The sequence below is a fragment of the Chitinophagales bacterium genome (assembly GCA_041392475.1).
GTDB lineage: Bacteria > Bacteroidota > Bacteroidia > Chitinophagales > UBA2359 > JAUHXA01.
In genome coordinates this window covers 1907702-1921005 of the sequence record JAWKLZ010000001.1, presented here as the reverse complement: position 1 = coordinate 1921005, position 13304 = coordinate 1907702, and the positions used below count along the sequence as shown (strand labels likewise).

The window sequence follows — 13304 nt, the reverse complement described above, 5'->3', positions numbered from 1 at the left end:
CACAAAAAATGTCCTACATTTGTAGTATCCAATAATAACAAATGAAATACCTATCCATCATATTATCCTTCTTTTTACTCACATTATCTGTGTTGCCTTGCACAGATGTATATGCGTGTGAAGAGAACAATATGATGGAATCCCATATGTCACACGACCATTCAGAAAACGAACAAGACCATTGTCCGCCTTTTTGTCTGTGTTCTTGTTGCGGAATTACCTTCACGACTGAAAACCTTCAAGTAAGTTGTGAAACAGCACCTCCTGTGCAAAATCAAGGATATAGTTTTTTCTATTCCTTCAATTACGTTTTTTCCTTTATCTCCAATATCTGGCATCCGCCAGCCTTGTGATACCTCATTTTTTTGTGGGAAAAGTCTGTCTAATAAAGACTTCGGTAGTTTCGTTTCGTAAATAATTAATCTTTCATAAAATACCTTTACAACCTTTCAGAGGATAACCTACCGTAGTCTCATTTCACAATATTTGTCAAAAAAACAGACTTTTAAAGTATTAGACTTTGGACGAAAGAAGTAGGAAGTAAGATGCAAGATATAAAAAGTTGATAATCAAAATTTTAACTCATTGACGTGATTGGGTGCAAATAATTGGTTATTAATCAATTAAGCTCTTACTTCTTGCATCTTTGCTCCTTCGTCCAAAGTCCAATTAAAGTAGAATGAAATCAAAATAATCACAAAAAAATTATTGGGTAGAGTAAATATCTCAACTCCAATAGGACTTGAATATCAGCAATGTTAAATATAAAAACCTTTTCATACCCAAAACTCCAATAATTTTTTAGGGAAAGTTGGCTTCAAAGTGAAGCGAAAAAGTCAACTCAATCAAAAAATAAAATAAATGTTTGATAAAATAATTGCTTATTCCATCCACAATAAGCTGATAATTATATTGTTAGTTGCAGCTCTTATTTTGTGGGGTTTGTATTCTATACAGCAGCTACCACTTGACGCAGTACCTGATATTACTAACAATCAAGTACAAGTCATCACCACTTCGCCCTCTTTAGCGACCCAAGAAATAGAACAATTTATCACCACACCCATCGAATTGTCGCTGCAAAACATACAGCAATTGGAGGAAATTCGCTCAATATCTCGTTTTGGATTATCGGTTGTCACAGTGGTATTTGAAGAAAAAATGGATGTGTATCTCGCTCGTCAATTGGTCAGTGAACACCTCAAACAAGCCGAAGAAAACATTCCTCAAGGTTTAGGAACACCTGAAATGTCTCCAATTTCTACCGGCTTGGGCGAAATTTACCAATACGTTGTTAGACCCAAAACAGGCTATGAAGGCCGATATTCGCCAACCGAATTGCGGAGCATCCAAGATTGGATAGTCAAGCGGCAATTATCTGGTATTGAGGGAGTCGTAGAAGTTAACACATTAGGAGGCTATTTGAAACAATACGAAGTAGCCGTGAATCCAAGTATGCTCAAATCGATGAACATCACCATAGCAGCCGTTTTTGAAGCCCTCGAAAACAGTAATGAAAATACAGGTGGAGCTTACATCGAAAAAAATCCAAACACTTATTACATCCGCACCAACGGACTTGCCAAGTCCTTGACCGACATCGAAAACATAGTGGTAATGGTACGAGATGGCAGGTCAATTTTGGTCAAAGACATAGCAACTGTCCAATTTGGGAAAGCACCTCGATACGGTGCGCTTACCCGTGACGGACAGGAAGTTGTCGGAGGAACAGTCATGATGCTCAAAGGCGCAAACTCAGCAGTTGTTACCGAACGAATCAAAGAAAGAGTTGTACAAGTACAAAAATCACTGCCTGAAGGTGTGGTAATAGAGCCGTATTTGGTTCGAGACAAGTTGATTTCTACTGCAATAGGTACAGTCAAAACCAACCTGATTGAAGGAGGCTTGATTGTCATTTTCATTTTGGTTTTGCTGCTCGGCAATTGGCGGGCGGGTTTGATTGTGGCATCGGTTATTCCTTTAGCGATGTTGTTTGCCGTTTCGATGATGAATGTTTTGGGCATTTCTGCTAATTTGATGAGCCTCGGAGCGATAGATTTTGGGTTGATTGTAGATGGAGCCGTTATCATTGTAGAAGCCATTGTCCACCGCCTAAAAGTCGGTTTTTCAGGGCAGCAACTCACCCAAAATGAGATGGATAGACAAGTTCAAACAGCTTCTATAAACATCAGAAGTTCGGCAGCTTTTGGCGAAATCATCATTTTGATGGTCTATATTCCCATTCTGGCCTTAGTAGGAATTGAAGGAAAAATGTTCAAACCGATGGCGCAGACGGTCATGTTGGCAATTGGCGGCGCATTGATACTTTCTTTGACCTATGTACCGATGATGGCGGCTTTGTTTTTAAACAAAAAAGTCGCTGACAGACAAACTTTTGCAGACCGAATGATGGCATTTTTTCAAAAGTTATACGAGCCAGTCCTTCAATTAGCACTTCAATTGAAAACCTTTTTTGTATTGGCTACCATTGTTTTATTTGCAGTCAGTTTCTATGTATTCACCCAAATGGGAGGAGAGTTTATACCCACATTGGAGGAAGGAGATTTGGCATTGCACCAGATTTTGCCGCCAGGAAGTTCGCTCACCCAAAGTGTCGAAACCTCCAAAATTATTCAGAAAAAATTGATGGCAGAATTTCCCGAAATTGAAGACATTGTGACCAAAATTGGCTCGGCAGAAATTCCCACTGACCCTATGCCCATCGAAACAGGTGATATCATGGTCATCATGAAACCCAAATCCGAGTGGACGAGTGCCAAAACCCGTCAAGCGATGTTTGACAAAATGGAACATTCGCTGGAGGGAATTCCTGGGGTGAAATACGAATTTTCGCAGCCTATTCAGATGCGCTTCAATGAGTTGATGACAGGTTCGAGAGCAGATATTGCCATCAAATTGTATGGCGATGATTTGGATATTTTGTTTGAAAAAGCAAAAGAAGCCGAAAAAATCATTGGCAACATCAAAGGGGCAGGAACTGTCAAGGTCGACCAAAGTGTGGGAATGCCGCAGGTGATGATTGACTTCAAATATGATAAAATGGCGCAGTACGGCTTACAGGTCAAGGAGGTCAATCGGGTGATAAAGAGTGCTTTTGCAGGTGAAAAAGCGGGAGTAGTTTATGAAGGCGAAAAACGGTTTGACTTGGTCGTGAGGCTTGATGAAAGTTACCGAAGCGATATTAGTCAAGTTGAAAGTTTATACATTCCGCTTCAAAATGGCACGCAAGTTCCCCTGCAAGCGATTGCAGAGGTTAAATTGGTCGATGCACCCATGCAGATTACGAGAGAAAACACCAATCGAAGTATCGTTATTGGTGTAAATGTTGGTGATTCGGATGTCGAAACCTTGGTGGAGAATATTCAGGCAGAATTGGACGAAAAACTCACCTTGCCAACGGGTTATTACTTCACCTATGGGGGGCAGTTTGAAAACCTCAAAGCCGCTTCAGCCCGTTTAGCAGTTGCAGTACCCCTCGCATTGGCATTGATTTTTATTTTGTTGTATTTTACTTTTGGTTCTATATCGCAGGCATTGCTGATTTTTACGGCCATTCCTATGTCTGCCATTGGAGGTATTTGGGCATTGCAGTTGAGGGGAATGCCCTTTAGTATTTCGGCAGGGATTGGTTTTATTGCCTTATTTGGTGTAGCCGTTTTGAATGGAATCGTGCTGATTGGCTACTTCAATCAATTGAAGAAAGAGGGCATGACCAACATTCGAGAGCGCATTTTGCAGGGAACAAAAGTGCGGCTTCGACCCGTTTTGATGACAGCCTTGGTTGCATCTTTGGGTTTTTTACCGATGGCATTGTCCAATTCTGGCGGAGCAGAAGTGCAGCGACCTTTGGCAACGGTAGTCATTGGAGGTTTGATAACTGCCACATTCTTAACCCTTATTCTATTGCCGATTTTGTACAGTTGGCTGGCTAATTGGGAAGAAAAAAAAGAACACTCACCTTTGAAGACTATTCCAAAAATAGCCATGTTGTGGGGATTTTGCTTGTTTTTTGGAAACACTGCAATGGCACAGCAAAAGGCTATCACCATGGAAGAAGCGGTGAACATGGCTCTTCAAAACCACCCTTCTATGCAGGCTTCAAAGCTGCAAGTAAAACAGAATCAAGCACTGCAAAATTTGCCCTACAGTCCTGGTGCAACCAATATCAGCTATCAAGGTGATGCTATATTGGGTAGGAGTGGACAAAGTTTGAATCAATTTTGGATTACCCAAAATTTTCCAAGTCCCGCCAAAACCAAAGCCCAAAATGTGCTGCAAAATGAACGGTTCAATCTAAGTAATCTTCAAAAACAACTGACAGAGAAGGAACTGCAATGGAAGGTGTCACAAGTGTATCTTGATTTGCAGCAGCGCAAAACATTGCATGAATTGTACAAAAGTCTTATTCAGACCTATCAATCCTACTACGATGTGGCGAAAATTAGGGCAGATTTGGGTGAAACCAATCGAATGGAAATGTTGTCTATTCAGTCGTCAATGAATGAATACAGGCTTTGGGAGAATCAAGTGACGCTCGAAATTACCAGCCTTGAAAAACAATTGACCAATCTTCTTTGTACGGAGGAGGAGGTCACTTCAATGGATACCTTGAAGTTAATTCCTTATATTCCAATAGATAGTGTTCGTTCTCTTCAATTGCAATTGGCACAACAAAACATTTTGACGCAAAAAGCGAATACCGCTATTATTGAAGCAAATACAAAGCCCGACTTCAATGTCGGTTATGCCGCCCAAAACTTTTTTGAAGGAGGATGGGAGAGTGGTTTGCAGGCTGGTATACAAATTCCTTTGTTCAAAAAACAAATCAAACAAAAAATCCAAGCCCAAGAAATACAAGTTGAAGTAGCACAGGCAACATATAAAACGGCACAAGTGACCTATAATCAACAACTTTTGGAAGTGGAATCGGTAATTCAGCAATACAAGGTTGCAGCTGATTATTACCGAGCGCAACTCGACATTATCAACCCTGAAATGGAACGCATTGCTCGACTCAATTACCAAGCGGGTGAAATTTCCTACCTCGAACTGCTCAATGTTCTCAACCTTGTGGCTCAAAATAACAAGCATTTTTGGGAGCAAGTTTTGGGGCATAATCAGGCGGTGTTGATGTATCGGTTTTTGACGGCAGACGATTGACGTTAAGTTGTATGTCATTTTGTAAAAATCTTGTGTTGAACTCCTAATGGAGTTTTGTTATTACTTTCTTGGTTTTTCTACAAATATTCAATTCTTAACGGGATTGTTCATTACTGAAAAAAATAAAAATTATAAATCAAATGCAAATCATAAATAATTCAATCTTATCACTTTGTTTAATCATCGCTACCCTACTTCTGTTTTCATGTAGTCATGACCACGACCATGCAGAAGGCGATGGGCACAATCATGGTGCTACCGCAGTTCATTCGGAGGAGGATGGACACGATCATGAAGACGAAGAACACGAACCTCACGAAGAAGGCGAAATTCACCTCTCCAAAGAACAAATCAAAACGATGGATATCCAATTTGGTGATTTTTCGGAGGTGAAAATTAATGACTTCGTAAGTGCAACAGGTACTTTGGGTTTGCCGCCCAATGCCTATTCATCGGTTAGTGCTAAATCAAGCGGATTCATCAAAAACAGCAATCAGTACATTGAAGGTAGTTATGTCAAAAAGGGAGTTGTAATGGCATATTTGGAAAATTCTGAATTTATTACGTTGCAGCAAGAATACCTTGAAGTGGCTTCAGAAATGGTTTTCTTGCGCCAAGAATTGCAGCGAAAACAAGAACTGGTCAATGCCAATGCAGGTGTTCCCAAAGACTTGCAAAAAGTTCAATCACAGGTGAATCGGAACAATGCAACATTGAAGGGAATTGCCAAACAACTCGAATATTTGGGTATTTCTGTTGCTAATTTATCTACTGACAACATTGCAGAGCGAATAGCTATTGTCTCACCGATGGCAGGGTACATTACTTCTATCAAAATGCACAACGGCATGTATGTTGAACCGAATATAGAATTGATGGAAATTGTAAATGAAAGTCACTTGCACCTTGAGTTGGATGTGTTTGAGAAGGACATTGCGAAAATCAAAGAGGGGCAGAAAATCAGCTATACCGTTCCTGCAATGGAAAATGAAAGCTATGAAGGAGAAGTGCATGTGATTGGTAAAGAGTTCAATACCGAAAACAAAACGGTGCGGATACATGGACATTTGGAGAAGAAGCGACCTCGATTCATCAAAGATTTATTTATTGAAGCCAAAATCTGGTTGAATGACCAAACGGTTCAAGCTTTGCCCGAATCGGCGATTGTCAAAGACGGTGCTTCGTCTTTTATCTACGTGGGCAATCCAGAAACGGAGGCAGATGAGGTGGAATTTGAGCAGGTGATGGTCATGCCGAGTTTGACGGATAAGGGATTTACCGCAGTCAAAGTGATTGGTGAAATACCTGATGGAAAGCAGATTGTGACAGTTGGAGCGTATTATGTATATGCTCAATCGAAGGTGGGAAGTTTGGAGCATAGTCATTAAAAAACAAAATCAAAAACAATGGATAGTTTGACCCAAGCTGCTTTAGGGGCGGCAATAGGAGAAGCGATTTTGGGAAAGAAAATTGGCGACAAAGGAGCAATTCTTGGAGCTATTGTAGCCACGATTCCCGATTTGGATGTCGTCTTACATCTTTTCTACGATTCGTTTGATATGTTGAGTATTCACAGGGGATTCAGTCATTCGATTTTGTTTAGCATATTGGGGGCTTTTTTGATAGCGTTTGTGCTGCAAAGAGCAAAGTGGACAACTGCAATAAACTATTGGAGGCTTTGGATATTTACTTGGTTGTCATTGTTTACCCACAGTTTGTTGGATGCGTTTACGGCTTATGGCACACAGTTATTTTTGCCTTTTTCTGACCAAAGAGTAGGCTTTGACAGCATCAATGTGGTGGATCCAGTTTATACAATTCCCTTATTGATAGGATTGATTTGCAGCTTGTTCCTTTACAAAAACAAACCTTCAAGAGCCACCTTCAATTATATAGGAATCGTGGTCAGCACTCTTTATTTGTTGGGGACTTTAGGTGTCAAAAATCAGGTTATCCAACATTTTGAAGCGGAATTAGCGGCACAAAACATTGCCTATCACTCCTTGCTGACCATGCCTGTTGGCATTGCAAATGTGAATTGGTATGGAGTGGCGAAAACAGAGGATGGACTGTATATGCACAAATATTCTATCCTTAACGACCAACACCTGCCTTTTGTATATTTTCCTTCAAATGATTCTCTTTTGATAGACGTAAATTCAGCTTTGGTGGAGAGAATGAAATGGTTTGCAAAGGGATTCTATACGGTTGAAAAAGAAGGGGATAAACTGCGGTTTTACAATTTACAGGTGGATATGAGGGGAATCGTTGATAAGGAGAATGTTAAAGCTCCAACGGTTGGATATTTTGTAATTACACCGCTTTTGGATGGAGGTTTTGAGTTTTCTTCGGGGAGGCACAAGTAAGATTCAAAAGCATAGGAAAGAAGAAAAAGCACCTGTTCATCTGCAACTCAATTGCGTCCATTTTTCGGTAAATTTGTAAAAATAACTAAAAAGAATATCATGTTAGAAACTTCAAAAGATACAGTCATTCCTTATCAATCTTCCTGCAAAACAGGTTGTTGCAATGACGAAGAACCTATTGTAGAAGAAGTACATTCCGATGGTGATGGACATGACCACAATCACAACCATGCACAAACATCAGGATGGAAAGTCTATCTACCAGCCATCATCAGTTTTGTGTTATTGGTATTGGGTTTAGCGATGGAGCATTTACTACAAGTCTTGTTTTTTGAAGGATGGATAAAGTTGTTGTGGTTCGCCATAGCCTACATTCCTGTGGGTTGGCCTGTGTTGAAGGAAGCTTTTGAAGCAGGGCGAAGTGGCGAAATATTTACCGAGTTTTCGTTGATGTCAATTGCAACAATTGGAGCTTTTGCGATTGGAGAATATCCCGAAGGTGTGGCAGTAATGTTGTTTTATGCAATAGGAGAATTGTTTCAAGGAGCTGCTGTACGACGAGCAAAGGGCAATATTAAAGCCTTGTTGGATGTGCGTCCAAAAACTGCAACGGTTTGGCGGAATGGCACTTATGAAAACGTATTGCCTCAATCTGTAGCGATTGGAGAAAAAATACAGGTAAAAGTAGGGGAGAAAATACCTTTGGATGGAACCTTGACTTCTGAAAAAGCGGTATTGAATACATCGGCTTTGACAGGGGAAAGCAAGCCACAAACTGCAATAAATGGTGAGCAAGTGTTGGCGGGGTCTATTAATTTGGAAGGGGTGATTGACCTCAAAGTAGAGAAATTGTTCAAGGATAGTTCGATTGCTCGGATTTTGGAATTGGTGCAAAATGCTACTGCTCGTAAGTCCAAAACAGAATTGTTAATCAGGCGATTGGCGAAGGTTTATACGCCAATTGTAGCTTATTTGGCTATGGCTATTTGTTTGTTGCCCTACTTTTTTGTGGAGCAGTATGTGTTCAGTGAATGGCTGTATCGGGCATTGGTCTTTTTGGTTATTTCTTGTCCTTGTGCTTTGGTCATTTCGATTCCTTTGGGTTACTTTGGCGGTTTGGGGGCCGCTTCCAAAAATGGTTTACTCTTCAAAGGCGCAACTTTTCTCGACCAATTGACGAAGGTGAATACTTTGGTGATGGACAAAACGGGTACGGTGACGAAAGGAGTTTTCAAAATCAAAGAAATTGCAGTAGAAAATACTTGGAGTGAGAAGGATTTTATGAATCTATTGATGGCTATTGAAGCGAAGTCAACACATCCGATTGCTAAAGCGATAATGGAATATCCCTCCAATGGTGTGTTTTTGGAGGCAACTGATATTGAAGAAATTGCGGGGAAAGGACTGAAGGGAAAAGTAAATGGGAAACAATTATTGGTAGGAAATAAGGCATTGATGCAGCAATTTGACATTGCTGTTCCTTCAAAAACGGATGACATTGTTGAGAGTATGGTTTTGTTTGCTGTGGATGGTGAATTTGCGGGATATTTGACCATTGCAGATGAATTGAAGGAGGATGCCAAACAGAGCATTGAACGAATAAAAAAAGCGGGTATTAATCATTTGGTGATGCTTTCTGGCGACAAAAATTCGATTACCCAGCTTATAGCCAAAGACTTGGGGATTGAGGAGGCGAAAGGCGGATTGTTGCCCGAAGACAAATTGAAGGAGGTAGAACGTATCAAAAAAGACCCTAAAAAAGTTGTGGCGTTTGTAGGTGATGGTATCAATGATGCCCCTGTTTTGGCAATCAGTGATGTCGGGATTGCGATGGGCGGATTGGGGAGTGATGTGGCAATCGAAACGGCAGACATCATCATTCAAACCGATCAGCCTTCAAAAATTGTGACAGGTATTCAAATTGCAAAATCTACACAGTACATTATTTGGCAAAATATTTTTCTTGCTTTTGGCGTGAAAACCATAGTGTTGGTGATGGGAGCAGTAGGTTTGGCAACAATGTGGGCAGCCGTTTTTGCAGATGTAGGGGTGGCAATGTTGGCGATTTTGAATGCGGTGCGATTGCAGGGGATGGAGTGGAAGTGAATGAAATGCTTACATTTTAAATGATTGACTACGAATTTAATAAAAGGCAAGTGGTCTTTGTTTTGGTAAATGAAAACCGCTTGCCTTTGGTTTTAAAAGTCATTGAATCCAACTAAATTCTCATTTTTCATTAACCCGCTATTTCACCTCTGCCAAGTATCCAGCCAATTGCAGCCCCTGCCAAAGCACCCATTAAAGCAAAAACAAATGGGTCGACCAATGTAGCTATAAGTGTAGTCATATTGGTCATGCTATAAAATACTAGGTCATACGATAAGGCCATTAAAAAGCAGATAATGGCTCCTGCCTTTGCGCCACTGACTGCTGTTTTGATACCTGCCCAGCGACTAAAAATAAGTGATAACAACAACCCAGAGAAGAGATTCCCTAAAACCAATGCCCATAAGATGGGTTCTTCTCGATTGAGTCCTTGAATAGGACCTAATTGTGATTGAAAAAAATCTGCGAGGAGTAAGCCATAAAAAATTCCTCCAGTAAAGAAGAAAACAAGGCCTCCAACGAGTGTACTGATAGCTAATTTTTTGAAGTCCATAGTGTTTGTGTTTAGGAGTGATAAAATAAAGAATTGAGGGCTATCCGTCTAAAGTTAGACAGATACTTATATTGCTTGAACTGTGGAGATTCCTTTAGGAATCAAATATTTATAGAAGCAGAATAAAGAGGTAAGGCCAACTCCGTTAGGAGTTGAACGGAAACTTGTCCCGATGGTGAATCGGGATGGAGTTCTGAAATGCTGACTCACTTGTTCTATAAATATTTAAGTCCTACGGACTTACAAGGTCTGCTGAACTGTCCAACCTTAGAAATATAGCCGAATTGAGAAAAAATTGGTGTAATCCAACCTTACAATATAGAATTTTTTGACTGATTTATCAAGATTGTACCAAAAAAATAGTGAAACATTAAACAAAAACAGTTTTTGAAATAGTCCATTGAAGATAAATGGAAAGAGAAAGAAACGCTGAGAATTGTATAAATCAAAAAAGTGGTTATTGAGCATAGGAAGGGACTTTTTGGCTTTAAAAATGTTTAACTTTGCAAGGTCAAACTCCTCATTCTATTATTACTTTTCATTTTTACATACATTTTAATTCTAATTTACCATGGAGCCTACACAAATGATTCTCTTAGCCGTAGCTGCCATTGCAGCTTTCTGGATATTCACCAAAATTGCAGGAGCGATTCTCAAAGTATTGCTTTTTGCAGCATTTCTATTGTTTGGTTATCTATACTTTTTTGGAGGAAGCATCGAAGATGTCGTTGAGCCAGGACTTGAGCAAATGTTCAAAAATAATACTCTTGACGAATTGATGGTCAAACACTGCGACCCTGAAAAAATGGATGCCTTGAAGTGCCAATGTGTGATAACTCCCGTATATGAAGATCTCCACAAACGCTTCAATGTAGAACAATTGGAAGAACTCAATCGTGATCAAGAGCGCATGACTGAAGAAGTATTGCGGAGTTTTGGCAATACAAAAGACGATATGACAACCTGTGCAAAAGACAAACAAAGTGGCTTGTTGAAAGTATTTGGTGTATTGAAGAACATCATCCAGGGATTTATGGGTAGTGATGGTCAATAATTGAGAAACCTTTTCAGTTCACATAGAGTTGTACTGAAATGGCTCAAGGCTTTTGAAGTTTATTGTTTGAATAACCTTCAATAAATCAATTTTTCTTTATTTTCAATCCTTCAAAAAATTGACGATCAACGAAATACTGAAAAAATACTGGGGCTACTCTGAGTTTCGCCCTTTGCAGGAAGACATCATCAACTCTGTCTTACAAGGACATGATACCCTTGCACTGATGCCAACAGGAGGTGGTAAATCCATCTGTTTTCAAGTACCTGCTTTGGTACAAGAAGGCGTATGTTTGGTTATTTCACCACTCATCGCCTTGATGAAAGACCAAGTATATAACCTCCGAAAACGCAATATTACAGCCGCCGCCATTTTTTCAGGTATGACCAAAACCGAAATCGAACGAACGCTCGATAATTGCGCCTACGGCAATACCAAATTCCTCTATCTTTCACCCGAACGCCTTCAAACAGAACTCTTCAAAGCCCGTTTGGACAAACTCAATGTCAGTTTATTGGCCATTGACGAAGCCCACTGTATTTCACAATGGGGTTATGATTTTCGCCCACCTTATCTTCAAATTGCAGATATTCGAGAACTGCTCCCTGACATACCTATATTGGCATTGACGGCAACGGCAACTAAACAAGTTCAAAAAGACATTCAAGAAAAATTGGCTTTTAGAGGAGGTAATGTTTTTGAAAAAAGTTTCACCCGCTCTAATCTCTCTTACTCTGTTTTTTTTGAAGAAGATAAAACCAAAAAACTACTGCAAATCCTTCAAAACGTGCCTGGTACGGGTATTGTCTATGTTCGCAGTCGCAAGAAAACCAAAGACATTGCCTATTTTCTGCAAAAAAATGGCATCAGTGCCGACTTTTACCACGCAGGTCTTGATGCCAAAACACGCTCCGATAAACAAGACAAATGGATCAAAAACCAACGTAGAATTATTGTATGTACCAATGCTTTTGGAATGGGGATTGATAAACCCGATGTGCGGGTAGTTGTGCATATTGACCTCCCGGAAAGCCTTGAAGCCTACTATCAAGAAGCAGGTCGTGCAGGGCGGGACGGCAAAAAATCGTATGCGGCACTGCTCTACCACAAATCCGATATTTTCTCCTTAGACGAACAACTCGAAAACCGCTACCCTTCGCTCGACATCATCCGCAAAACCTATCAGTCACTCGGCAATCATTTTCAGATAGCTATTGGAGCAGGCTTAGACCAAAGTTTTGATTTTGACATGATTGAATTTGTCAAAAAATTTCAAATCAAACCCATACAAGCCTTCAATGCCCTCCGCATCTTAGAACAAGATGGTTACATTCATCTAAGTGAAGCAGTATATTTGCCTTCAAGGGTGGTAATCCGCCTCAATAAAGAAGATTTTTACAAATACAAAGTAGCCAATCGACGGGTAGAACCCTATCTTGATGCCCTCCTTCGATTGTATGGTGGCACACTCTACGACCATTTTCGACCCATCAATGAAAGGCAATTGGCGCAAGTTTTGCGTACTTCTGATGAATATGTCAAAAATGCTCTCAGCCACCTCAACGACCACAAAGTGATTTACTATGTACCACAAACCAATAAGCCCCAACTGACTTTTATGCGTGAGCGCACACCTGCCGATCAACTGTCAATCGATCGAAAACGGTTAGATTTCAGAAGACAAGTACAGCACGGCAATGTGAATATGGTAGTAAAATATGTGACCAATCAGGAAATGTGTCGAAGCCAGCAACTAGTACGTTATTTTGGAGAATTAGACAGCGATACATGCGGAGTTTGTGATGTGTGTATCAGCGTCAAAAAACAGAAACAAGAAGAAGAACGCCTTGAAGCTATTAACGAAACAGTCAAAACAATGCTCAATAGCGAAAGCCTTCCTTTTGATTTATTGGTGTCACAAGTTGCACAGCAAACCACAAAATATAAACAGGACGAAATCGTTAAAGTGGTTCGATGGATGATGGACAATGAACAACTCAAAGAAGAAGAAGAAAAGTTAGTTGTTTGTTGATGAACGTTTTAA

At 40.1% G+C, this 13304-nt stretch carries 8 protein-coding genes; 7 read left to right on the top strand and 1 reads right to left on the bottom strand.

Annotated features, from left to right (window positions below; genetic code table 11):
* Nucleotides 1-41 precede the first annotated feature (41 nt).
* The 5 genes from R3E32_06925 (at nt 42) to R3E32_06905 (ending at nt 9653) form a co-directional block, all read left to right on the top strand.
* Nucleotides 42-353, top strand: a complete 312-nt coding sequence (locus R3E32_06925; GenBank protein MEZ4884459.1) for a DUF6660 family protein — start codon at nt 42-44, stop codon at nt 351-353.
* A 508-nt stretch (nt 354-861) separates the two neighbouring features.
* The gene (locus R3E32_06920; GenBank protein MEZ4884458.1) at nt 862-5181 is read left to right on the top strand and encodes a CusA/CzcA family heavy metal efflux RND transporter; all 4320 of its coding nucleotides are present in this window, start codon (nt 862-864) and stop codon (nt 5179-5181) included.
* Nucleotides 5182-5321: 140 nt separating this feature from the next.
* Entirely contained in the window at nt 5322-6569 is a 1248-nt protein-coding gene (locus R3E32_06915) for an efflux RND transporter periplasmic adaptor subunit (GenBank protein MEZ4884457.1), read from the top strand.
* Nucleotides 6570-6587: 18 nt separating this feature from the next.
* Nucleotides 6588-7547, top strand: coding sequence for a metal-dependent hydrolase (locus tag R3E32_06910; GenBank protein MEZ4884456.1), 960 nt, complete (start codon nt 6588-6590; stop codon nt 7545-7547).
* A 99-nt stretch (nt 7548-7646) separates the two neighbouring features.
* Nucleotides 7647-9653, top strand: coding sequence for a heavy metal translocating P-type ATPase (locus tag R3E32_06905; protein MEZ4884455.1), 2007 nt, complete (start codon nt 7647-7649; stop codon nt 9651-9653).
* A gap of 130 nt (nt 9654-9783) precedes the next feature.
* On the opposite strand, the gene R3E32_06900 is transcribed toward R3E32_06905, so the two are convergent.
* Complete coding sequence (locus R3E32_06900) at nt 9784-10206, bottom strand: hypothetical protein (protein MEZ4884454.1); 423 nt, start codon at nt 10204-10206, stop codon at nt 9784-9786.
* A 571-nt stretch (nt 10207-10777) separates the two neighbouring features.
* Here R3E32_06900 and R3E32_06895 point away from each other — a divergent pair.
* On the top strand, nt 10778-11260 hold the full coding sequence (locus R3E32_06895; protein ID MEZ4884453.1) for a hypothetical protein: 483 nt from the start codon (nt 10778-10780) through the stop codon (nt 11258-11260).
* 118 nt (nt 11261-11378) lie between these two features.
* Nucleotides 11379-13292, top strand: a complete 1914-nt coding sequence (locus R3E32_06890; GenBank protein ID MEZ4884452.1) for a RecQ family ATP-dependent DNA helicase — start codon at nt 11379-11381, stop codon at nt 13290-13292.
* Nucleotides 13293-13304 lie beyond the last annotated feature (12 nt).

Excerpts from the sequence above, each read along its gene's own strand:
- R3E32_06920 (MEZ4884458.1), top strand. The coding sequence starts at position 862 with ATGTTTGATAAAATAATTGCTTATTCCATCCACAATAAGCTGATAATT.
- R3E32_06925 (MEZ4884459.1), top strand. The coding sequence starts at position 42 with ATGAAATACCTATCCATCATATTATCCTTCTTTTTACTCACATTATCT.
- R3E32_06905 (MEZ4884455.1), top strand. The coding sequence starts at position 7,647 with ATGTTAGAAACTTCAAAAGATACAGTCATTCCTTATCAATCTTCCTGC.
- R3E32_06915 (MEZ4884457.1), top strand. The coding sequence starts at position 5,322 with ATGCAAATCATAAATAATTCAATCTTATCACTTTGTTTAATCATCGCT.
- R3E32_06900 (MEZ4884454.1), bottom strand. The coding sequence starts at position 10,206 with ATGGACTTCAAAAAATTAGCTATCAGTACACTCGTTGGAGGCCTTGTT.
- R3E32_06895 (MEZ4884453.1), top strand. The coding sequence starts at position 10,778 with ATGGAGCCTACACAAATGATTCTCTTAGCCGTAGCTGCCATTGCAGCT.
- R3E32_06910 (MEZ4884456.1), top strand. The coding sequence starts at position 6,588 with ATGGATAGTTTGACCCAAGCTGCTTTAGGGGCGGCAATAGGAGAAGCG.